Below are 22,755 nucleotides of genomic sequence, written 5' to 3' on the forward strand. Positions count from 1 at the left end.
CGGCCCGAGAGGCCCGGAAGAAAGATCAGACGCCGGGATTCTCGGGCGCCGTTTCCCACTGGGCAGGCGTAAACGTCTTGATGCTGATGGCATGCAGCGCGCCGGAAGCGATCTCGTCGGCCAAGGCACCGTAGATCAGTTGCTGGCGCTTGACGGGACTCATGCCCTCGAAAACCTCGCCCACGGCAATGACCTGGAAGTTGCAGCCTTCGCCCTGGATATGAAACTCACAGCCATCGATCTGGTTCTCGAGACGGCTTTTGACATCGCTGGGTTGCATGACGATCGGGCTCCCTTGTGACTGCTGCGCCGGATGCGCAGGGAAAGCGCCACATGGTAGCGGAAAGCGCCCCTTCTTGGCGATCTTGGCCGCATGCAAAAACATCGCAAGCGTTCGCCAAGACGGGACGATGGAAGCAGGTTAGTCGTGGCGGGGTGGCGTCGACTCGACGCAAGTGGTTTCGACCGCGGGCAGCAGCGGTGCCAGCTCGGTGATATCCATCAGCCGCTTCAACGCCGATGACAGCGACACCCGCTGCAGGCTCAGCGAGTGGCGCTGCACGCTGCGCACCCACACCAGCAGCACGCTGAGCACCGCGCTGCTGGGAATCTGCACGCCGGTTAGGTCGAAGGAGACCTTGGCATTTTCCGGCTGATCCGCCAGCCAGTGACGCCCCGCCTGGGCCAGCGGGCCGGCGCTGTCGAAGTCCGCCTCGCCGCGAATCGTCAGCACGTTGCCGTCGACGACTTCCAGCGTGGCGTCCTCTCGTTCGAGCAGCAGACTCACGCGTCGCCGCCCTTTTCGAGCTCGTCGGTACCGACTTCCGGCGCCCAGTTGTTGATCACGGTCTCGATGTCACGATTGTTGTCCCGCATTGATTGATCGAACTGATTACGGAACGTCAGACCGAGGTTAATACCATTGACGATCACGTTGATCACCTTCCACTGCCCATCATTCTGACGCAGCGTGAAATTGACCGGAAAGATTTCACCATTGGTGGAAACCACCTCCATGGGAACCGATGCCTGATCCTCGTAGCGTCCGGCGTTCTCGCTCTCCTTCACCCGGAGCGTCTGGTAGTCGAACGTCACCAGCCCCTTGGCATAGGTGTCGATCAATGTCTTGCGGAAGACGTTGACGAACCGAGACCGCTGCTCCGGCGTGGCACCACGGAAATAGCGCCCCATGACGCTGGCGCCGATGTAACGGAAATCGGCCACTTCCGCCATGTTGGTATCGACGAGCTTGGCGAGCTCACCATCGTGCTGAGCATAGTAGTCCTTCTTGCCCTCCAGCTCGGACATCAGCGAATCGACACTCTGCTGAATCACCTGGGTCGGCGATTGCTGGGCCTGGGCCACCGGCGCGACGCTCGCCAGACACATCGCAACGAGGGCAACACCCGCCATCCAGGCCCTGCTCAGGCCTGAGACGCGCTTCGGCGCCGCCGAGTCATACCGCGCAAAACTCATTTTCATCATCGACTCCTCGTCTGAAATCAATTGGCCATGTTCGACACGAACTGCTGGATGAGTTCCTCCAGCACCAGCGCCTGCTGGGTGTCGTGGATGACATCACCGTCATGCAGCATCTCCGGCGCCCCGCCCACGGTCAGGCCGATGTACTGCTCGCCCAGCAGGCCGGAGGTCAGAATGGCCGCGGTGGTGTCATTGGAAAGCTTGCCTTCGTATTCCGAATCCAGCTCCATGGTGACCTTGGCATCGAACCACTTGGGGTCGAGCTGGATATTGGTCACCTTGCCGACGCGCACACCGGACATAGTGACCTTGGATTGCGGCCGCAACCCGCCAATGTTGGCGAAATTGGCCGTCAGCGTGAAGGTGTCGTTGGGCACGCCAACGCCCAGACCGCTGACCCTGAGCCCGAGGAACACCAGCCCCAGAATGCCTGCCAGCATGAAAATGCCGACGCCCAGTTCCAACAAGTTGTTGCGCTTCATCCGAGGTCTCCAAACATCAGCGCGGTGAGCACGAAATCGAGGCCCAATACCGCCAGCGAGGCGTATACCACCGTGCGGGTGGTCGCGCGCGAAATACCTTCCGAGGTGGGAATCAGGTCATAGCCCTGGAAGACCGCGATCCAGGTCACGACCAGCCCGAACACCAAGCTCTTGATCATGCCGTTGAGCACATCGTCGACGAAGTCGACGCTGTCCTGCATGTTGCTCCAGTAGGAGCCCTCGTAGACGCCGAGCCAGTCGACGCCGACCAGATACCCGCCCCAGATGCCGACCACGGCGAACATCACCGTCAGAATGGGCAACGAGACGAAACCGGCCCAGAGTCGAGGCGCCACGATGCGACGCAGCGGATCGACGCCGATCATCTCCATGCTGGTGAGCTGCTCGGTGGCTTTCATCAGGCCGATTTCGGCGGTCAGCGCCGATCCCGCACGGCCGGCGAACAGCAGCGCGGCGACCACGGGAGCCAGCTCACGAACCAACGACAACACCACCATCTGCCCCAGCGCCTCGTCGGCGCCAAAGCCGACCAGGATGGTAAAGCCCTGTAGCGCCAGCACCATGCCGATGAACAGCCCCGACACCAGCACGATCGCCCCCGACATCACGCCGACAAAGTGCATCTGTCGGACCCAAAGATGAAAGCCCTCGCGAGACGGCAGGCAAACGATCGACTGGATCAGAAACAGCCCGGCCCGGCCGATCGAACTCACGATATCGAGCGTCGCCCGCCCAAGCGCATGGATATGTCGCATCATGAGAACTGCCCCGCCGGCGCCAGGATGTCGTCGAAGAAATCCGGTGCCGGGTAATGGAACGGCACCGGGCCGTCGGGTTCGCCATGCACGAACTGTTTCACATGGGCGTCATCATTGACGTCCAGCGTCTGCGGAGTGCCGTGCGCCATGACCTTGCCATCGGCGATGATGTAGACGTAGTCCGCGATCGACAGCGTCTCCTTGATGTCATGGGAGACCATCACGGCGGTCAGCCCAAGCGCCTGGTTGACCTTCTTGATCAACTGCACCAATACCCCCATCGAAATCGGATCCTGGCCGACGAAAGGTTCGTCGTAGAGCACCAGATCCGGATCCAGCGCCACCGCGCGAGCCAGCGCCACCCGTCGAGCCATGCCGCCGGACAGTTCGGATGGCATCAGGTGGCGTGCGCCACGCAACCCGACCGCCTGAAGCTTCATCAGCACGATGTCACGCACCATGGCGTTCGGCAGCTCGGTATGTACACGCAGCGGAAACGCGACGTTCTCGAACACGTCGAGGTCCGAAAACAGTGCGCCGCTCTGAAACAGCATGCCCATGCGACGGCGCAGCTTGAAAAGCGAACGCCGCGATAGCTGGTGTACGTCCTGGCCGTCGATCAGAACCTGCCCCCTGTCCGGCACCAGCTGACCACCGATCAACTTCAGCAGTGTCGTCTTGCCGGTTCCGCTGGGCCCCATGATGGCAGTTATCTTGCCAAGCGGAATCTGCAAGTCGACACCACGGAAGATATCCGTGTTGCCGCGGGAAAAATGCAGATCCTTGACCTCGACCATAATCGGATCATCCATGCAGCATCCACCAATCCAGTGAGATCAATTATCGAACATTGTATCTTAACCTAGATGGTACCGACCAGCCGTCACTGATCAGCCGTCACACCTGCTATCCTGCAAAGGGACGAATCGCCGGACGATCGAAGGTATACTCTTGCGTATCGCGCCGCGCCGAAATCGCCCAGCGCCCACCATTCCACGACCGACATTCATGCCATGACCGATCCCCGAGTCGCTTCCGCCGTGCCTCAGAGTGAACCCGCTACGCTAGACTTCCGCGCCAGCGCCAGACGCACGCTGACGCTGGAACAGCAGGCCATTGGTGAGCTCGTCGAGAAACTCGACGACTGTTTCGACGCTGCCTGCAGACTGCTGCTCGACTGTCGTGGCCGCCTCATCGTGACCGGCATGGGGAAATCCGGCCATGTCGCCCGCAAAATGGCAGCCACCCTGGCCAGCACCGGCTCGCCGGCCTTCTACGTGCACCCCGGCGAAGCCAGCCACGGCGACCTCGGCATGATCACCGGGGACGACGTGGTCATCGCCTTGTCCAATTCGGGCGAAACCCAGGAAATCACCGGTCTGCTCCCGCTGTTCAAGCGCCTCGGCGCGCCGCTCGTCAGCCTGACCGGCCGGCCCGCATCCACTCTGGCACGGTACAGCAATGTACACATCGATGTCGGCGTCTCTCGCGAAGCCTGTCCGCACGATCTCGCGCCGACCTCTTCCACCACCGCCGCACTGGCGATGGGCGACGCGCTGGCGCTGGCGCTGCTCGAGGCGCGCGGTTTCAGCGCCGACGATTTCGCCCTGTCGCATCCGGGCGGCACGCTCGGCAAACGCCTGCTGCTGCGCGTCGCCGACCTCATGCACGAGGGCAGCCGGCTCCCCAGCGTCCCGACCGGCAGCCCGTTGCGAGAGGCGCTGCTGGAGATGACGCTCAAGGGCATGGGGTTCACCTGCGTCGTCGATGAACACGGCCTGCTGGTCGGTGTCTATACCGACGGCGATCTGCGCCGAACGCTCGACCAGCGTGGCGATTTCAGCCTGCTTCGTGTCGATGACGTCATGACTCGGGGTGGCAAGACGGCAACGCCGGACATGCTGGCCGCGGAAGCGGTACGGATCATGGAGGACAACCGAATCACCGCACTGGCCGTGATCGAAGATGGCGTCCCCGTGGGGGCGCTGCACATGCACGACCTGCTGAGAAGCGGAGTCATCTGATTCGTCGTCGAACATCCGATTCATCGTCGAAGTTGTACCCTGATGGCATCGTCTCAATGAAATGGCCATGTCGTTTCCAGCACCGGAATCCAGCACTGGAATAACGATGCGGTTCGAGCCGCCAGAGCCCATATTCATCAACGCCAGTTCGATCAAGGCTTTCGTTCAAGACAAGGAGCAACCGTGGCCAAGACAGCCGGATTTCAGTCACCCTGGTGGAGGCGCCTCGGCCTGTTGGCACTACTGCTGATTCTGGGTGGCGGGCTGACCTATCTGGATCAGCGTGGAGAAAACCAGCAGGAGTCCGCAACCAGCAACATGACTGGCGAGCCCGACTACTACCTCGAAGAGGCCAGCATGACGCGCTTCGATGCTCAGGGGCGCGCCTATCAACGCCTGGATACGCCGCGGCTGGTACACACGCCCGCCGACGATGTCATTCGTACCGAGACACCCCACGGCTACCTCATCGACGACGAGCAGCGCCAGTGGCAGGTGACCAGCGACACGGGGGTAATGGATCGCAGCGGCGAGCAGTTGACCCTGGAGGGCAATGCGCGCCTGATACAACCGGAGCAGGCGTGGAGCCTGGAAACGCAGACACTGCATTACGATAATCGCGAAGCCCATGCCTGGAGTGACACACCCGCCGTGTTGCGTCAGCATGACCAGCGCATGCGTGGTGATCACTTCGATGCCTGGATCAACGAAGACCGTATGCGCCTGACCGACAACGTGCAGGGGCACCTGCCACAGCAACCCCAATCACAGCAATCCCAGTCACAGCAATCTGAGGATCAAGGATCATGAGGCGAGAACTCGGCCAACTCCTGGTGCTTACCGCACTGGGCTTCACCAGCCTTCCGACCATGGCACTGGAAAGCGATGCCAGCTCGCCGATCGAGATCGCCGCCGATCAGTTCGAGCTCGACGACCGCCAGGGCACTGCCGTCTACACCGGCAATGTCGACATGCAACAAGGCAGCATGAAACTGAAGGCTGCACGCGTCGACATCCAGCGGGGTAACAACGGCGAGGTCAACCAGGTCACCGCCAAAGGTGGGGGCGGAGAGCGCGCCTACCTCGAACAGAAACCGGCGCCCGACGAAGAGATCGTCAAGGGCTGGGGCGACACCGTCGTCTATCACGCCGCCGAGCGCCGCGTGGAACTGGTCGGCAACGCCGAGCTGCATCAGGCCGGCGATACCTTCGATGGCGCCTACGTCGAATACTATCTCGACTCGCGCCGCGTCCAGGCTCGTTCCAGCCAGGACGGCGACGGCAGCGGCGACGGTCGCGTTCGCATGACCCTCACGCCGCGCAACGCTTCCGAGCAGCCGTCCCAATAGTTCTTACAGTCATGACTCCAGAGAAGATTCGGGCTCTGTTTCCGACCATGCCCACCGGGCCCGAATCGCTCTGCGCCGCGTCGCCACAAGGACCGTATCCATGAAAACGCTAACGGCCGCCAATCTGGCCAAGAGCTACAAGGGACGTCGCGTCGTCCACGATTTCAGCCTGACCCTGCGCCAGGGCAGCATCGTTGGCCTGCTCGGCCCCAACGGCGCCGGCAAGACCACCTCCTTCTACATGATCGTCGGCCTGGTCAAGGCCGATGCCGGCAGCGTTCATATCGACGACCACGACCTCAGCCGTGCACCGATGCATGACCGGGCGCGAGCCGGGATCGGCTATCTGCCCCAGGAAGCCTCGATCTTTCGCAAGCTGAGCGTCGCCGACAACATCATGGCCATTCTCGAGACGCGCAAGGATCTGGACCGCGCCGGGCGACGCGAACAGCTCGAGCGGCTGCTCGCCGATTTTCACATTGACCACATTCGCGACAACCTCGGCATGAGCCTGTCCGGCGGCGAACGCCGGCGCGTCGAGATCGCACGCGCGCTGGCCACGGAGCCGGCCTTCGTCCTGCTCGACGAACCCTTCGCCGGCGTCGACCCGATTTCGGTCGGCGATATCAAGAGCATCATCCGCCAGCTACGCGACCGGGAGATCGGCGTCCTCATCACCGATCACAACGTGCGCGAAACGTTGGATATCTGCGACAACGCCTATATCGTCGGTGACGGACAGATCATTGCCGAGGGTCGCCCGGAAGCCATCCTCGACAACCAGCGCGTTCGCGACGTCTATCTTGGCCACGAATTCCGGTTATAATCCGATCTCCCGCCCCACCAGGTTGCTTTCCAGCGGCCAGCCTAGGCTAGGCCGCCTTGAGTGGCATGTTTCTTGCATAAATCGTTGCATGTCGCCAGATCAATGAGTAACGTGGTTATTCCCTCGTTGATTGTGACGACCGTTTCGCCATGTCCATGAAGCCTTCGCTGCAACTCAGACTCGGCACGCAGTTGACCATGACGCCTCAGCTTCAGCAGGCGATTCAACTGCTGCAGCTGTCGACGCTCGACCTGTGCCAGGAGATCCAACAAGCGCTCGAATCCAACCCGATGCTGGAGCTGGAAGAGCAGTACTCGGAGCAGGAGACCCAGGAAACCCCGGAAGACGACTGGCCCAGCGACATCCCCGATGAACTGGCGCTCGACAGCGACTGGAGCGACACCTACCAGGACGCCACCGCCGGATCGCTCGGCAGCAGCAGTGGCAGCGAAGAGGCGCCGGATTTCGATCGCAACGCCGCTGTCACCAGCCTGCACGATCATCTGCTGTGGCAGATGGCGATGGGCGATTTCGACGACCGCGAGCGCGAGCTGGGCGAATGCCTGATCGATGCGATCAATGACGACGGCTACTTCACCGGCTCGCTCGACGAACTGGCCCTCAGCCTCCGTGCCCAACGCAGCGACCGCGTGACCACGGCGGATCTCGAACGCGTGCTGATGCGCCTGCAGCAGTTCGACCCCACGGGCGTCGGCGCCCGCGACCTGCGCGAATGCCTGCTGCTCCAGCTCGGCACGCTGGACCCGGACACCCCGCTGCTGCCACAAGCCAAACGTCTGGTACGCCAGTTTCTCGAGGCCCTGGCCGGCGATGATCGTCGACTGCTCAAGCGCCGGCTGCGGCTCGAGGACGACGAACTCGACAGCGTCATCGCGATGATCCGCATGCTCGAACCACGCCCCGGGCAACGCTTCGATACCAGCCGCGACGACTACGTGATTCCCGACCTCGTCGCCACGCCCTCTCCCGACGGCTGGCGCATCGAGCTCAACGCCGAGGCGCTGCCACGTCTGCGCATCCAGCCCGACTACGCCGCCCTGATCAAGCGCGCCGACAAGAGTGACGACAACACCTTCCTGCGCCAGCATCTGCAGGAGGCCCGCTGGCTGCTCAAGAGTCTTTCGAGCCGCAACGACACGCTGCTGCGTGTCGGCAGGGAGATCATGTCGCGCCAAGTCGATTTCCTCGAGCGCGGCGAAGAGGCCATGAAGCCGCTGATCCTGGCCGATATCGCCGGCAGCGTCGACATGCACGAGTCGACGATTTCCCGTGTCACGACACAGAAGTACATCCACACGCCTCGCGGCGTGTTCGAGCTCAAGTACTTCTTCTCGAGCCAGGTCGGCGGTCAACGCGGGGAAGGTGACAGCTATTCGAGCACCGCGATTCGCGCCCGGATCAAGAAGTTCATCGGCGAAGAGCCCCCCAGAAAGCCGCTCTCGGACAGCAAATTGGTCGAATTGCTCGCCCAGTCCGATATCTGCGTTGCCAGGCGTACCGTGGCCAAATACCGGGAAGCCATGGGCATTCCTTCATCCAGTGAGCGCAAGCGCCTTTCCTAACGGTGCGGCTGCACGAGGCAAAATCAATCCAGGGCTCGCCAAACCGGGCGATATCGATCACGATGCCTTTGCAGTGACCTGAAAAGGGTTACAATCAAAAGTGCCATCTGCCGCAACAGGAGTGTGTCATGCAAGTGAACGTTACCGGCCACCATGTCGAGCTGACCGATGCCCTCCGGGACTACGTCGGAGAAAAACTCGTTCGTTTGGAGCGTCACTACGACAACATCACCAATGTTCAGGTCACCCTGAGTGTCGAGAAGGAGCGCCAACAGGCAGCCTGTACCCTGCATGCCGCAGGCGGCGATCTACACGCCGAAGCCAGCGATACCGACATGTATGCCGCCATCGATTCACTGGCCGACAAACTCGACCGCCAACTGGTCAAACACAAAGAGAAGGCACAAGCCCGCGCCCAAGGCGCCGGCGCCCGTTAACGCCTGATGATGACACTGGAAAGCATTCTGCCCCCCGAACGCATCCTCTACGGGGTCACGGGGGGCAGTAAAAAACGTCTGCTGGAATTCTTCAGCACCTTCATCGCCCAAAACACACCCAGCCTGGATAGCCAGGAAGTCTTCAGCCGTCTGATCGGACGTGAGCGACTGGGCAGCACGGGGATCGGCAACGGCGTTGCCATCCCTCACGCGCGCAGCCCTCACTGCAAGGGGCCGATCGCGGGATTCATGCGCCTGAAGGACGCCATCGACTTCGACGCGATCGACGGTGAACCGGTGGATCTGGTATTCGTGCTGCTGGTACCGGAAGAAGCGGACGATACCCACCTTTCGCTACTGGCCGAGGTCGCCGGCGTCATGAATCAGGGCAGCGTCAGACAGCAGTTGCGTCACGCGGAGACTCAGCAGGCGCTGCACGACGCGCTGATCGATGCCATTCGTCATCATCAACCCAACGACGACGACTGAACCAGGACACACTAGGCATGCAACTCGTCATCATCAGCGGCCGCTCCGGCTCGGGAAAATCGATCGCCCTGCAGGCGCTGGAAGATCTGGGCTACTACGCCATCGACAACCTCCCGGCCAATCTGCTGGCACCGCTGATCGACGAACTGCGCAGCGCTCCGCCCACGCGCCCCAACGTGGCGGTCAGCATCGATGCACGCAACCTGCCGGAATCGCTCGAACGCTTCCCGGTCCTGCTGAATGCGGTGCGAGAGCGCAGGATCGACACGCAGGTCGTCTATCTCACCGCCGACGCCAAGATTCTGCTGGAGCGCTACTCGGCCACCCGCAGGCGTCATCCGCTGACACGCGGCAACGACATGACGCTGGCCGAGGCGATCGATCACGAGCAGGAATATCTCGCACCGATTCGCCGCATGGCCGACCTGGTGATCGATACCCAGGGGCTTTCGGTACACGAACTGCGGGCGCGGATCGGGGAACAGGTCGCCAAGCACACCGGCGGCCGTCTGACGTTGACCTTCGAGTCCTTTGGCTTCAAACGCGGCGTGCCGCTGGACGCCGACATGGTCTTCGACGCGCGCTGCCTGCCCAATCCGTTCTGGGACCCCGGCCTGCGCGCCTATGACGGCCGCGATGCCCAGATCGTCGAGTTTCTGGAATCCTACCCCGACGTCCACGCCATGGCGGGCGATATCCACGCCTGGCTGACTCGCTGGCTGCCCGCCTACCTGGCCAGCCATCGTAGCTACCTGACGGTGGCGATCGGCTGCACCGGCGGCCAGCACCGCTCGGTCTACCTGATCGAACGCCTGGCTCGCCACTTCCATCATGAATCCACCGACATTCGACTTCGCCATCGCGAACTCGGTATTCAGACCGCGCTCCCGCAGGATTCGGAACCGCGCGAGCCGGCGCCGCAGGATGCACCAACAAAAGACGCAGGATCACTCAAGCGCGATGCCGACACGTGAACTTCGCCTGACCAATCGTCGTGGGCTGCACGCCCGCGCCGCCACCAAACTGGTCCAATGCTGCCAACCCTTCGACGTCCGTGTGGCGATTCAACACCGTGAGCGGCAGGCCGATGCCGCCAATATCATGTCTCTGCTGATGCTAGCCGCGCCTTGCGGCACCGAGTTGACCGTGACTACCGAGGGCGACGATGCAGACGCCGCCATGGACGCGATCGCCGAACTTTTCGAAGCGCGTTTCCACGAAGACGAGTAGCTCCCACTCTCTTCACACCGTTCGTGAACAGCGTTTTCCATCCTCGTCATTTTGCTCGACGATGGTAGAATGCTCATCCCGCCAGTCGTTCAAGGATGACCGTTCAGGATGAGCAACAATCCCGAAAAGCTGCAGCCACGGCTGGCCAAGCTCAACGAAGCTCTCGAAAGCGGCGCACTGGATCAGGCGCGGCGCATGCTCAATCGCGGCCTGGCGCCGGTGGATGTCGCCCACCTGCTCGAGTCCAGCCCACCCAAGGAGCGCGAGATTCTCTGGGGCCTGCTGGACCCCGAGCTGCATGGCGACGTGCTGCAGTATCTGGGCGATGACGTCCAGATCGAATTCCTCAACCGCATGGATGCCGAGCAGCTGTTGACGGCGACCGAGGGTCTCGATGTCGACGACCTCGCCGACCTGCTGCAGCAGTTGCCCAATACCGTCATCCAGGAAGTCCTCCAGTCGATGGAGGCGCAGGAACGCCAGCGGGTCGAAGCGGTCCTCTCCTACCCGGAGGATACCGCCGGCGGCCTGATGAACCCGGACGCGATCACCATCCGCCCGGATATCACTCTGGATGTCGTCCTGCGCTACCTGCGCCGCCACGAGCGCCTGCCGGATGCCACCGACACCCTGCTGGTCGTCACGCGTCGTGACGAGCTGATCGGCATCCTGTCGCTCAACCGCCTGCTGGTCTCGGATGTCTCGGTGCTGGTGCGCGAGGTCATGGAGACCGACTTCCACTCCATTCAGGCCACCGCCTCGGACAGCGACGTCGCGACGCTGTTCCAGAAGCATGACCTGATCTCGGCGCCGGTAGTCGGCATCGACGGCAAACTGCTCGGCCGCATCACCATCGACGACGTGGTCGACGTCATCCGCGAGGATGCCGAGCATCAGGTCATGAGCATGGCCGGTCTCGACGAGGACGAAGACACCTTCGCCCCGGCGCTGCGAACGAGCCGTCGCCGGGCATTCTGGCTCGGTATCAATCTGATCGCGGCAACGATCGTCTCTATCGCCATCGGGTTCTTCGAGGACACCATTCAGCAGATCGCGGCTCTCGCGGTGCTGATGCCGATCGTCTCCAGCATGGGCGGCATCGCCGGCTCGCAAACGCTGACCGTGCTGATTCGCGGCATCGCGCTGGGCCACGTTTCCGGCGCCAACGTGCGATGGCTATTGATCCGCGAACTGCTCGTCGGCATGACCAACGGTCTGATCTGGGCCGTGGTGGTGGGCACCATGTCGGTCTTCCGCTTCGACGACATCCGGCTGGGGCAGATCATCGCCATGGCGATGGTCATCAACCTGACCGTCGCCACGATGGCCGGCACCCTGATTCCGGTACTGCTCAAGAAGTTCAAGATCGACCCGGCGCTGTCCGGCGGCGTGCTGCTGACGACCATTACCGACGTGGTCGGCTTCGTCGCTTTCCTGGGTCTGGCGACTGCCTTTTATCTGTAACGACCCGGCAGGCCCGACCACCGAACGCCAGGGCGGGCCACGACGCCGGGTGATGCCAACGAGGAGCAGCGGATGAACTTTCATACCCGCAAATGGATCAAGCCCGAGGATCTCAATCCCAACGGTTCACTGTTCGGTGGAAGCCTGCTGCGCTGGATCGACGAGGAAGCGGCGATCTACGCCATCATTCAGTTGGGTAACGCCCAGGTCGTGACGAAGTACATCTCCGAGATCAACTTCGTCTCCAGCGCCCGTCAGGGGGACATCATCGAGCTCGGCATTACGGCCACGCACTTCGGCACCACCTCGATCACGCTGGAATGCCACGTGCGTAACAAGATCACCCGCAAGAGTATCCTGACGATCGACAGAATGGTCTTCGTGAATCTCGGCGACGACGGGACCCCCGCGCCCCACGGCCGCACCGAGATTACCTATATCAAGGACCGCTTCGAGGGCTGAAGCCGTAAGCCGTAAGCCGTAAGCCGTAAGCCGTAAGCCGTAAGCCGGGATGCAACCATTTACCTGCATAACCAATCGGCTTACGGTTTTACTTACAGCTTAAAGCTCACAGCTCCGGGCGAAGCCCGGGCAACTACTGCCCCGCAATCGTCATCGAATCGAGCAGCCAGCTGCCGGTCTGGATGCTGCCGCGTCGGTCGATGTCATCGCCGATTCCCCGCAGGCCGGCAAACATGTCGCGCAGGTTGCCCGCCACGGTGAACTCTTCGACCGGATGGGATATCTGGCCATTCTCGATCCAGAAGCCCGCAGCGCCCCGCGAGTAGTCCCCGGTCACCGGATTGAGCCCCTGGCCCATCATTTCGGTCACCATGATGCCCGTTCCCATCTGCTGCATCAGGTCCTCCAGCGAGGTCGTCGGCGCCTGAATGCGCACGTTGCGCGCGCCACCGGCGTTGCCGGTGGTCTGCAGTCCCAGTCGCCGAGCGCTATAGGCGGCCAGCATGTAGCTCGCCAGCTTGCCTCGATCGATGAAGACATTGTCGCGCGTGGCCACGCCGTCGCCATCGAACGCGGCGCTCGCCATGCCACCGATCTCGCGCGGATATTCGCCCAGCGAGAACCACTCGGGAAACAGCGTCTCGCCCAGCTGGTCACAGAGGAAAGAAGACTCGCGATAGAGCGCTCCGCCGGCAATGCTGTTGAGCAGGTTGCCGACCAATCCGCGAGCCATGTCCGGCGCCAGCAGCACCGGCAATCGGCCGGTCTTCGGGCGCTGACCGCCCAGCCGGCGCAGCGTGCGCTCGGCGGCGCTGATGCCCACCGATTCCGGGCTGGCCAGATTGCTGGCCCGGCGCGCCGTGGTGAAATCATGATCGCGCTGCATGCCATCGCCACTGCCCCCGATCAGCAGGCACGAAAGCGAGTGCCGCGTGCCACGCTTGCTGCCCAGGAAGCCGTGACTGTTGGCGTAGACCGTGACCACCTCGGAAGAAGACAGGCTCGCTCCCTCCGAGTTGGTGATGCCCGCCTGCTCGCGGCCGGCCGTTTCGCAGCGTAACGCCAGCTCGATCGCTTCGTCCGTGCTCAACGCCCAGGGATGATGCAGATCCAGATCCGGCAGATCGGTCGCCATCAGTTCGGCGTCCGCCAGCCCCGACGCCGGGTCCTCGCCGGTATATCGCGCGATCGAAATGGCTTTCTCGACCGCGGCACGAATGGAGGCATCGCCCGCATCCGACGAGGAGGCGTTGCCTTTGCGGTTGCCCACGTACACCGTGACCGCAATGCCTTGATCGCGGGAGAGTTCCACGGTCTCGGTCTCGCCGAGCCGCACGCTCACGCCCAGCCCCTGGTCGACGCTGGCACCCACCTCGCAGGCGTCCGCTCCCAGTCGTTTGGCGAGCTCCAGCGCCATGCCGGCGCGCTCCTCGAGACGCGACTGCTGCGCCTCGGCATTGAAAGCTTGACTCATCTCGGACTCCTGATTCATGAAACTCGGATCGTGGACATTCGGATCACAGCCCGGGGTTGCCGGTAACGCAGGCCATCGAAGCGGCCTTGCGGCCCGGCTTCACACGCATGATGCACCCCATGCGTTGGCGTGCGGGTTCACGCTGATATACTGCGGCCTTCATTCGTCGCTTGGGGTAACAACATGGGCAAGGGTTCGGACAACGACATGGCTTTCGAGGACGACGCGCCTCCCAGCAAGAGCCAGCTCAAACGCGAAATGCAGGAGCTGCAGGCACTGGGCGAGCGCATCATCGCGCTGGACCCGGCCGTGCGCGCTCGACTGCCGCTCTCCGACGACATGCGTGACGCCGTCGAAGAAACCGGACGCATCCGTTCCCACGAAGGCCGCCGTCGCCACATGCAGTACGTCGGCAAGGTCATGCGCAAGGAAGATCGCGAAGCGATCCGAGCCGCCTTCGAGGAGATCGACCAGGAGCATGCCCAGCGCAACGCGGCTTTCCACCGGCTCGAGCAGCTCCGCGATCGATTGATCGACGATGACGAAGCACTGGAGCCGTTCATCGAAGCGCACCCCCAGGTCGACCGCCAGGCACTGCGCCAGCTGATTCGCAACGCTCGCAGCGAGAAGCAGCGTGCCAAGCCGCCCGCCAGTTCGCGCAAGCTGTTCCAGCTGCTCCGCGATACCGTCGGGCTCTGAGCGCCAGCCACGACGACCCGGCACCGGCAAACGGTCGAGTTACGCATCCTCTGCACTCGTGGCCTAGGATGCCGTACCACCGACCGTGATCTCGTCCAGCTTCAGCGTCGGCTGGCCTACGCCAACCGGCACCCCCTGCCCCTCTTTTCCGCAAACCCCGATGCCGCTATCCAGCGCCATGTCGTTGCCGATCATCGAGACATGCGACATGGCCTCAGGACCATTGCCGATCAGCGTGGCGCCCTTGACCGGCGCCGTGATCCTGCCGTCCTCGATCAGATACGCCTCGGAGGCGGAAAACACGAACTTGCCGGACGTGATGTCCACCTGGCCGCCGCCGAAGCTGACCGCATAGATGCCGCGCTTGACGCTCTTGACGATCTCTTCCGGATCGTCCTGGCCCGCCAGCATGTAGGTGTTGGTCATGCGCGGCATGGTGACGTGGGCGTAGGATTCGCGGCGCGCGTTGCCGGTGGGTTTCATGCCCATCAGCCTGGCGTTGAGCTTGTCCTGCATGTAGCCGGTGAGAATGCCATCCTCGATCAGCGGCGTGTACTGACCCGGCGTGCCCTCGTCGTCGATGCTGAGCGACCCGCGGCAGTCGGTGAGCGTGGCGTCGTCGACCACCGTGACGCCCTTGGCGGCGACCCGCTCGCCCAGACGGCCGGCGAAGGAGGAGCTCCCCTTGCGGTTGAAGTCGCCCTCGAGCCCGTGGCCCACCGCTTCATGCAGTAGAATGCCCGGCCAGCCATTGGCCAGCACCACCGGCATCTGGCCCGCGGGCGCGGCCACCGCGTCCAGATTGACCAGCGCCTGACGAACCGCTTCGCGAGCGTACTTGTCGGCCACGTTCTCGTCGCGCAGCCGCTCCATGGAATAACGGCCGCCGCCGCCGGCACTGCCCCGTTCACGCTTGCCGTCCTTCGCCACGATCACGTTGACGTTGAAGCGCACCAGCGGACGGATGTCGGCCGCCAGCGTGCCGTCGCTGGCGCACACCAGCACCACCTCGTGAACACCGGTCAACGACGCGCTGACCTGCGTCACGCTGGGGTCCGCCGCCCGCGCCACGCGATCCGCCTGCTTGAGCATGGCGATCTTGTCCTCGGCACTCAGCCCGCTCAGCGGATCGATGCCCTGATAGCGAGAGGCCGCCGCGGCGACCTGGATCGACTTCGGGGCGCGCCGATCGCCGCTGCGGGCGATACCGGAAGCCGTGCGCCCGGTATCCAGCAGCGCGTCCTGGCTGATCTGGCTGGAGTAGGCGAATCCGGTCTTCTCGCCGGAGAGCGACCGCACGCCGACGCCGCCATCGATGCTGTAGCTGGCGTCCTTGACCTCCCCATCCTCCAGCACCCACATCTCGTGCCAGGTGCGCTGGAAAAAGAGATCGGCGTAATCGATCCCGACGCCCATGGCGTGGCCGAGGCCGACATTCAACGATTCCACGTCCAGCCCACCCGGGGTCAACAACAGCGTCGACGCCTGCTTCAGGGCATCATCACTCGTTTGTCTCATCGGACTCAGTGTCATTGGGCACTTTCCAGGTTGATGTTCGGCGAGGACCAGGGGCCCTCGATGCGATAGTAAATCTGCGTTGCCCGATCCAGCCAGCGGCCGAACAGCTGGTCGAAGACGAATAGGCCAACGCCGACCTGCGGCGCGCCGGCCATGACCGCGACAAGCGGCAGATTCTGGCTTACGGGAACGGTGATCCCGAGGCGCTGATCCAGCGTCTGGCGGTTGAGATCGACGCTGCCGGCCAGCGTGAACCGCGTCGCGGTGCCATCGATCACGATCGGCCCTTCGGTCTGCAGACGCCCGTTGTACAGGGTAGCGCTGCCCTTGAGGCCATTGAAAGAGGTACCGCCGCTGGTGACGTCGGAGAAGTCCAGTTGCAGGCGCCGCAGGATATTGTCGAGGTTGAAAAGCCCCACCAGCTTGGCCCCGGACGAATGGATCTGACGCAGCCGCCCGTTGCTCATCGTGGCCTGGACCCGCCCCGTCGACAGCGGCAGGGCAAACTGCCAGGGCGCGCCCGGCCAGGATAGCTGGAGATCGACCTTGGCGCTTTCACTGGTGATCGGCACCTGCTGATCCAGCACACGGAACACGCTCCCGACATCGCCGCCGTTGGCCTGCAACCGGGCCCGGCTCAGGCTCGCGCTCCCGGCGGCCTCCCAGTCGAGCGATCCCGACAGATCCAGCTCGCCCAGGGAAAGCGTCAATGGCTCGACGGTCAGGCGTTGCTCGTCGGCCCGCCAGGTCGCTTCCAACGGCCCGAATCGCTGCCCCTGACGCTCGAGCTCCGCGATACGCACGTGGCCCGCCGGTGCCTTGGCCAGTTCCGCAGGCAGCGCAATCGGATGAGGTGCGGTTTCGATCGCCTCCATCAGGCTAGAGGAATCCTCCGCTCCCTTGTCGTCGGGCGTCAACGCATCGAGATTGAGCCGCTGCAGATCGACATCGATCGGCATCGCCGACTCCGACTGCCAGCTTGCCTCGCCAGCGGCGATGCCGCCATCGAGCGAAAGCCGCCAACCATCGGAAAGCGGCGCGGCGTCGACCTGCAAGCCCCCGAGACAACGGCCTTTTACTAGGACGCATGGCGTCGACAGTGCCACCCGTTTGAGCCCGCCACCATCGCTCACAGGCTGGGCGTCTGGGTTGTCGGCGTCGTTTTCGAGCGTGGTCTCGAGGCGGTTTTCTGGCGCCGAAGCCGCATCGGTAGCCTCCAGTTGGGTCAGCGCCTGAACCCACCGCTGCGTATCTACGCGGTCCGGACGCCACAGCACATACCAGCCCGGCTCGCTGGGCCAGGCCGCCTGTTTGCCCGGCCACCCTTCCAGCCATACCTGCCCCTGGGCCTGATCCTCGATCGTTCGCCAGCGCGCACGCCCCCAGCTCCCTAGCGTCACGCTGCCGGTACCCGCGGCGATATCGGCATCGATTGTCAGGGCTTCTTCGGACTTGGGCACTTTACCGAATGGCGGCGGCAGCGCTATTTCCAGCCCCTGCAGATCGCTACGCAGTGTCAGGCTGGCACCGTTCTTGGAGTCGCCCTGATCGTCGAAGTCCATGCTGGCCTGATAGGGGAAGGAACCGCTCAGCAGACCGTCGACACGGCCCAGACCGGCCCACTCGAGTAGCCCGCCCCCCTGAACCTCTCCTTCGAACGCAATACCGCTGGAGCCATTCTGGTAGCCACCGATGTTGAAGTGAGCCTGGGTCGGCCCATCGAAAGCCCGGGCGTTCAGATTCCCCGTGACGTAGTCCTCGCCTTTTTCACGACGATAACGCAAGTCGCCGCCGATATCGGCCAGCGTCAGTTGCAGCTCGGGAAAGGTCAGCCTCTTCGCGTCGATCTGCCCCTGGATGTCGACTGCCATGTCGGTCTCGGCATCGCTCCCGTCGGTCATCGGCATGGCGACATGGAGCCTCGCATTGACCGCGCCCTCGCTCTGCCAGCGTCCAAACGTTTCGCTCATCGATTCCAACGGTGCGTGAGCCAGAAAATCGAGCACGCCGCCGCTACTGCCATCGACGTCGCCATCGATGGTCAGCTGCTTGTCGGCCAGCTTGACCACGGCGTTTCGCGTCGTCAGGCCATGGCTGGTGGCGTGCTCGATATCGGCATCGAGATTCATGTTTTCCATCTGCAGGTGGCCGTAGACCCGCTCCAGCGCCGGCCACTCCGGTGCGTACTGCAGTCGCCCGTCGGCAACGTCCAGCGACAGCGTGAAGTAGTCGTCCGGGTTGACGAACATCTTCCCTTCCGGCGCCTCCTTGTCGCTCAAGGTGACCGATAGCCCCAGCTTTCCCTGCTTGACGATGCCGCCGATATCACCGCCGAACCACTCGCGCAGCTGCTCGTCGTCGATCACTCGCGTCGGCAGCCACGACAGCACTCGCGAGTTTCGTGCATCGGCATTGGCAAAGGCGAGATCGAGGAGGAAGGTGCCGGGCTTGTCCTGGGCATCGTAGAGCGTCAGTCCGAATCGCCCCTCGGCACTGGCGCCACGCCACCCCGCCTCGAGATTCTCGCCGCTGATGACGGCGCCCTGCTGCGTCAATTCGAAGTCGATCTGACCACTGGCATGAGAGAGATCCAGAGGGTCGGCGTAGACGATGGGGATCGAGAACTGCGTCGAGTCATTCCCGGCAAAAGAGACCGTGCCGCCACGCCCGCGAAAGGTGACCCACGCATCGACAGGGCCGCCGCCGGGGATCTCGTTCCAGGCCGTTACCGAGGCCCCCTCGAGGGCACTCTGCGCGTACCACTCTCCCTGATCCTGCCCCACTTCGAAGCCGGCAACGTGACCGCGCGGGTCGAGCTGTATCAAGGTCTGGGAAAGCTCGAAAGGCAGCGGCAGATAGCGCAGGTAATCCGTCATGCCCGCCAGGTCGAAAGGTGCGCTGCGCAGCCGCCAGCCGCTGTCGGTGGACCGCGCCTGCAACTGCTGCGGCCAATCGATCGCCGCCAGCCCGGCGTGGGAGAGTTTCAGGCCATCCAGCCAGGCCTGCCAGTGACCGTCCGCTCGCCGCTGTAGTCCGGCATCGAGGCCCAGCTGCGTCAGCGTCTCGGAGATTTCATTGCTGGTGTCGACCACTCGGAGGGTTGGGATATCCATGGACAGACGACCATCGCGCAGCCCGCCATCACGCCATGCGCCCGTCACGGACGCCTGCCCGTCGATCAGGCCCAGCGCCTTCGGCCAGCCCGAACTCGCCACCGCCAGCGCCGGCGACAGTGCAGCCAGATCGAGCTTTCCGGCGAAGCGCGCCTCGGGATGGCTGGCGCCGCCGGGCGTATCCGCTCCAGTGCCCGTCTCCTGGTCGCCGCTCTCGATCGTCAGATGCAGCTGTCCGGCGTTTTCGTCACTGGCATTCAGCGAGGCCTGAATCGACGCCTGACTGCCTCGACTGGCCAGCGTCAGCCGGGATACCGCCACCCGCGCCTGCTCGCGCTGTCCATCCTGCTCGCGCGGCCCATGCAGCACCAGCGTGACATCCTCGAACGTCGCCTGCTGGCGCATCAGCGTGCGCAACCAGCCATCGACGCCGAGTGACGATGAGGACTTCGAATCGTCGGGCCCGCCGAACCAGCGGCTGCCCGCGCCATCCGGCCACGCCCACTGGCCATCGGCGGTCTGGTAGAGATGCAGCGTCATGCCGGCGACCTCGCCTTCCCGAATCACCGGCGCGCCCAGTTGCCAGCTCGCCAGCGTCTCGAGACGACCTGCCGCGTGGTTGATACTGAGCAGTGGCCGTCCACTTTCGCTCGTCAAGCGGAGATCGTCGACTGCCAGGCGGGGATTCCAGTGGCGAACTGCCAGCGACAGCCGGCCGAGTTCGGCCTGGGCATCGAGCTGATGTTCCAGCGTCGAGGCAAGCCAGGGACTTAGCCGGTCGATCTGCCACGCCGCCAGTCGAACGCCGGTCGAGAGCACGGCGACGACGATGGCGACGAGAGCGACCAGCATCAGCAGCCAGCGCCATGTCAGTCGCAAACGAGTGATCCACGGACGGCTCATCGGCTCACATCAGTACGATGTCGTACTGTTCCTGGGAATAGTGGGCCTCGACCTGAAAGCGGATGGTCTTGCCGATGAAGGACTCGAGATCGGCCACGGCGGCGGACTCCTCGTCCAGCAGACGATCAACCACGGATTGCGATGCCAGCACCATGTAGGTTTCCGGCGAATAGGCACGCTCTTCGCGCAGAATCTCGCGGAAGATTTCGTAGCAGACCGTCTCCGGCGTCTTCAGCGAGCCGCGCCCCAGACAGGTCGGACAGGGTTCGCACAACGTCTGCTCGAGGCTCTCTCGGGTGCGCTTGCGGGTCAGCTGCACCAGGCCCAGTTCGGTAACGCCGGTCAGCTTGTTCTTGGCGTGATCCCGCTCCAGCGACTTCTCGAGCACGCGCAGCACCTGACGCTGATGCTCCAGCTCTTCCATGTCGATGAAATCGATGATGATGATGCCGCCGAGGTTGCGCAGCCGCAGCTGGCGGGCGATGGCGGTGGCCGCTTCGAGGTTGGTCTTGAAGATGGTCTCTTCGAGATTGCGATGGCCGACATAGCCGCCGGTATTGACGTCGATGGTGGTCATCGCCTCGGTCTGGTCGATGACCAGATATCCTCCGGACTTGAGCTGCACCTTGCGCCCCAGTGCCTTCTGGATCTCGTCCTCGACGCTGTAGAGATCGAAGATCGGCCGCTCGCCGGGATAGTATTCGATGCGCGACTCCATCGTCGGCATGAACTCCCGGGCGAACTCCTTGAGCTTGAAGTAGTTCTCGCGGGAGTCGATGCGCACCTTCTCGATCTGGTCCCGCATCACGTCGCGAAGAGTGCGAATGAACAGCGGCAGATCGTCGTAGATCGGCGTCGCGACCGGCGCCGTGGTGCGTCGCTCGGCGATCTTCTGCCACAGACGCTGCAGAAAGACCATGTCGGCGAACAGCTCTTCCTGGCCGACGCCTTCGGCGGCGGTGCGAATGATGAAGCCACCGCAGCCCTCGTCCGGCAGCTCGGCCTTGCCACTCTCGACCAGGGCCTTCAGTCGCTCGCGCTCGGTATCGTCCTCGATGCGCTGCGACACGCCGACATGGGGCGAATCCGGCATGTAGACGAGATAGCGGGAAGGAATGGAGAGATGGGTCGTCAGCCGCGCGCCCTTGGAACCGATGGGGTCCTTGGTGACTTGGACCACCAGCGGCTGCCCGGCGTGGAGCAGATGACTGATGGAGGCCGGCTCATCGCGCACCGAATCGTGCGGCGCATCCGGCGGCAGCACTTCGTTGACGTGGATGAACGCCGCGCGTTCGAGTCCGATATCGATGAAGGCGGCCTGCATGCCCGGCAACACGCGAACGACCTTGCCCTTGTAGATATTGCCGACGATACCGCGGCGTCGGCTGCGTTCGATGAAGGCTTCCTGCAGCACGCCGTTTTCCACCACGGCAACCCGCGTCTCCATCGGCGTCAGATTGATCAGTACTTCACCGCTCATGCGGGCATCCTTGTCAGAACCTGCCTACGATCTGCTGCGCGTCGGCCAAACATTGTTGAGTCGGAGCTTCGCGGAGACAACAGCCGGAGGCTGGCCCGTAGGGCGAGCGAAGCGAGGCAAACACTTTCGGAATGCTCATTTAACCCCATGTAAACTCCGCATCCTAAAGTGTTTTCGCCCCGAATTATCCAGAATCGAGACTCTAGCTCGCGAGATCGTAAACAGATTCTTGCGAGTTGTTGGGGCCATGCTCGAGATTATGACACAGCCCCGACACCATCCCACAAGGCGATGCCCTGAGCGCGCAGGAGTCCCGCCGTCTCGTAAAGCGGCAGCCCGACGACCGCGGAATAGCTTCCCTCCAGCCGTTCGACGAAGATGGCCGCGTGTCCCTGGATCGCGTAGCCGCCGGCCTTGTCCGCCGGCTCTCCCGTCGCCCAGTAGGCGGCCATTTCCGCCTCGTCGATTCGGCGCATGGATACGCGAGTGGCAACGAGACAGTCACGCATGCCGTGGGCGCCGATCACCGCCACGGACGAGAGTACGCGATGGGTCCGCCCGGACAGCGTCGCCAGCATCTCGCGGGCGTGCGCCTCGTCGTTCGGCTTGCCGAAAATGGCACCATCGCAGACCACCACGGTGTCCGCACCCAGCGTCGGCAACGAACTGCCGACATGGCCCGCCTTGGCCTTCTCGCGGGCCAGCCGGGAAACGAAGTCCTCGGGCGATTCACCCTCGCGGCGCGACTCGTCGATATCCGCGGGTGAGACCTCGACGGCAACACCGATCGAGGCCAGCAGCTCGCGCCGACGCGGCGAGGCCGATGCCAGGCGCAGGACAGCCCGGGAAGTGGATTGAAGAAAGGAGGCCATCGTGATTCCTCGTCGGAAACCTGAGAGTTTTCGGGCCGCGGCGGCACCGCAGCCGAGAAACGCCGATCGGGCCGGAGGCGCCTCGACAG

23 protein-coding genes are annotated in these 22,755 nt (G+C 63.4%); 12 read left to right on the forward strand and 11 right to left on the reverse strand.

The annotated features are described in order from the left end of the window. Positions 1-25 precede the first annotated feature (25 nt). The 6 genes from CCD76_RS02270 to CCD76_RS02295 all read right to left on the reverse strand — a co-directional run bounded on the left by CCD76_RS02270 (position 26) and on the right by CCD76_RS02295 (position 3,555). A complete protein-coding gene (locus CCD76_RS02270) occupies positions 26-280 on the reverse strand; it encodes a BolA family protein (RefSeq protein ID WP_087718110.1) in 255 nt (84 codons plus the stop codon). A 141-nt stretch (positions 281-421) separates the two neighbouring features. Further along, entirely contained in the window at positions 422-787 is a 366-nt protein-coding gene (locus tag CCD76_RS02275; protein WP_087717931.1) for an STAS domain-containing protein, read from the reverse strand. Further along, the gene (locus CCD76_RS02280; RefSeq protein WP_373419397.1) at positions 784-1,476 is read right to left on the reverse strand and encodes an MlaC/ttg2D family ABC transporter substrate-binding protein; all 693 of its coding nucleotides are present in this window, start codon (positions 1,474-1,476) and stop codon (positions 784-786) included. The genes CCD76_RS02275 and CCD76_RS02280 overlap by 4 nt, the downstream gene beginning before the upstream one ends. A gap of 26 nt (positions 1,477-1,502) precedes the next feature. Beyond that, positions 1,503-1,964: an outer membrane lipid asymmetry maintenance protein MlaD gene (mlaD, locus tag CCD76_RS02285; protein ID WP_087717932.1), complete on the reverse strand. Its 462-nt coding sequence runs from the start codon at positions 1,962-1,964 to the stop codon at positions 1,503-1,505. Next, positions 1,961-2,743 carry a lipid asymmetry maintenance ABC transporter permease subunit MlaE gene (mlaE, locus tag CCD76_RS02290; protein ID WP_087717933.1) on the reverse strand — a complete coding sequence of 261 codons (783 nt, stop codon included), beginning with the start codon at positions 2,741-2,743 and terminating at the stop codon, positions 1,961-1,963. The genes mlaD and mlaE overlap by 4 nt, the downstream gene beginning before the upstream one ends. Continuing rightward, positions 2,740-3,555: an ATP-binding cassette domain-containing protein gene (locus CCD76_RS02295; RefSeq protein ID WP_071232894.1), complete on the reverse strand. Its 816-nt coding sequence runs from the start codon at positions 3,553-3,555 to the stop codon at positions 2,740-2,742. Before CCD76_RS02295 ends, mlaE begins: the two co-directional genes overlap by 4 nt. A 201-nt stretch (positions 3,556-3,756) precedes the next feature. Here CCD76_RS02295 and CCD76_RS02300 point away from each other — a divergent pair, with 201 nt between their 5' ends. From CCD76_RS02300 to CCD76_RS02350, 11 genes are all read left to right on the forward strand, one after another. Continuing rightward, the gene (locus tag CCD76_RS02300) at positions 3,757-4,767 is read left to right on the forward strand and encodes a KpsF/GutQ family sugar-phosphate isomerase (RefSeq protein ID WP_087717934.1); all 1,011 of its coding nucleotides are present in this window, start codon (positions 3,757-3,759) and stop codon (positions 4,765-4,767) included. A 183-nt stretch (positions 4,768-4,950) separates the two neighbouring features. After that, complete coding sequence (gene lptC, locus CCD76_RS02305; RefSeq protein ID WP_087717935.1) at positions 4,951-5,577, forward strand: LPS export ABC transporter periplasmic protein LptC; 627 nt, start codon at positions 4,951-4,953, stop codon at positions 5,575-5,577. Beyond that, a complete protein-coding gene (gene lptA, locus CCD76_RS02310; protein WP_087717936.1) occupies positions 5,574-6,116 on the forward strand; it encodes a lipopolysaccharide transport periplasmic protein LptA in 543 nt (180 codons plus the stop codon). The genes lptC and lptA overlap by 4 nt, the downstream gene beginning before the upstream one ends. A 100-nt stretch (positions 6,117-6,216) precedes the next feature. Continuing rightward, positions 6,217-6,942: an LPS export ABC transporter ATP-binding protein gene (gene lptB / locus CCD76_RS02315; RefSeq protein ID WP_087717937.1), complete on the forward strand. Its 726-nt coding sequence runs from the start codon at positions 6,217-6,219 to the stop codon at positions 6,940-6,942. A 149-nt stretch (positions 6,943-7,091) separates the two neighbouring features. After that, entirely contained in the window at positions 7,092-8,525 is a 1,434-nt protein-coding gene (locus CCD76_RS02320; RefSeq protein ID WP_087717938.1) for an RNA polymerase factor sigma-54, read from the forward strand. A 128-nt stretch (positions 8,526-8,653) separates the two neighbouring features. Further along, entirely contained in the window at positions 8,654-8,962 is a 309-nt protein-coding gene (gene hpf, locus CCD76_RS02325) for a ribosome hibernation-promoting factor, HPF/YfiA family (protein ID WP_071232900.1), read from the forward strand. Between the two features lie 9 nt (positions 8,963-8,971). Beyond that, the gene (ptsN, locus tag CCD76_RS02330; RefSeq protein ID WP_087718112.1) at positions 8,972-9,451 is read left to right on the forward strand and encodes a PTS IIA-like nitrogen regulatory protein PtsN; all 480 of its coding nucleotides are present in this window, start codon (positions 8,972-8,974) and stop codon (positions 9,449-9,451) included. A 17-nt stretch (positions 9,452-9,468) separates the two neighbouring features. After that, the gene (gene rapZ / locus CCD76_RS02335; RefSeq protein WP_087717939.1) at positions 9,469-10,425 is read left to right on the forward strand and encodes an RNase adapter RapZ; all 957 of its coding nucleotides are present in this window, start codon (positions 9,469-9,471) and stop codon (positions 10,423-10,425) included. Further along, positions 10,412-10,681 carry an HPr family phosphocarrier protein gene (locus CCD76_RS02340; protein ID WP_087717940.1) on the forward strand — a complete coding sequence of 90 codons (270 nt, stop codon included), beginning with the start codon at positions 10,412-10,414 and terminating at the stop codon, positions 10,679-10,681. The genes rapZ and CCD76_RS02340 overlap by 14 nt, the downstream gene beginning before the upstream one ends. Before the next feature lie 108 nt (positions 10,682-10,789). Next, positions 10,790-12,145 carry a magnesium transporter gene (mgtE, locus tag CCD76_RS02345; protein ID WP_071232903.1) on the forward strand — a complete coding sequence of 452 codons (1,356 nt, stop codon included), beginning with the start codon at positions 10,790-10,792 and terminating at the stop codon, positions 12,143-12,145. 72 nt (positions 12,146-12,217) lie between these two features. After that, positions 12,218-12,607: an acyl-CoA thioesterase gene (locus tag CCD76_RS02350; protein WP_087717941.1), complete on the forward strand. Its 390-nt coding sequence runs from the start codon at positions 12,218-12,220 to the stop codon at positions 12,605-12,607. Positions 12,608-12,740: 133 nt separating this feature from the next. Here CCD76_RS02350 and pmbA read toward each other — a convergent pair whose 3' ends face one another. Beyond that, positions 12,741-14,081, reverse strand: a complete 1,341-nt coding sequence (gene pmbA / locus CCD76_RS02355) for a metalloprotease PmbA (RefSeq protein WP_087718113.1) — start codon at positions 14,079-14,081, stop codon at positions 12,741-12,743. Between the two features lie 183 nt (positions 14,082-14,264). Between pmbA and yjgA the strand changes: the two genes are divergently transcribed. Continuing rightward, positions 14,265-14,780, forward strand: a complete 516-nt coding sequence (gene yjgA / locus CCD76_RS02360; protein WP_256961046.1) for a ribosome biogenesis factor YjgA — start codon at positions 14,265-14,267, stop codon at positions 14,778-14,780. Between the two features lie 63 nt (positions 14,781-14,843). On the opposite strand, the gene tldD is transcribed toward yjgA, so the two are convergent. From tldD to CCD76_RS02380, 4 genes are all read right to left on the reverse strand, one after another. Continuing rightward, positions 14,844-16,298, reverse strand: a complete 1,455-nt coding sequence (gene tldD, locus CCD76_RS02365) for a metalloprotease TldD (RefSeq protein WP_087718115.1) — start codon at positions 16,296-16,298, stop codon at positions 14,844-14,846. An 11-nt stretch (positions 16,299-16,309) separates the two neighbouring features. Beyond that, positions 16,310-20,290: a YhdP family phospholipid transporter gene (locus tag CCD76_RS02370; RefSeq protein WP_179208818.1), complete on the reverse strand. Its 3,981-nt coding sequence runs from the start codon at positions 20,288-20,290 to the stop codon at positions 16,310-16,312. A gap of 28 nt (positions 20,291-20,318) precedes the next feature. Next, positions 20,319-21,794: a ribonuclease G gene (gene rng, locus CCD76_RS02375; RefSeq protein WP_087717943.1), complete on the reverse strand. Its 1,476-nt coding sequence runs from the start codon at positions 21,792-21,794 to the stop codon at positions 20,319-20,321. Between the two features lie 257 nt (positions 21,795-22,051). Continuing rightward, entirely contained in the window at positions 22,052-22,666 is a 615-nt protein-coding gene (locus tag CCD76_RS02380) for a Maf family protein (RefSeq protein ID WP_087717944.1), read from the reverse strand. Positions 22,667-22,755 lie beyond the last annotated feature (89 nt).

It is taken from the genome of Salinicola salarius, assembly GCF_002179555.1.
In the GTDB taxonomy this organism is placed as follows: Bacteria; Pseudomonadota; Gammaproteobacteria; order Pseudomonadales; family Halomonadaceae; genus Salinicola; species Salinicola salarius_A.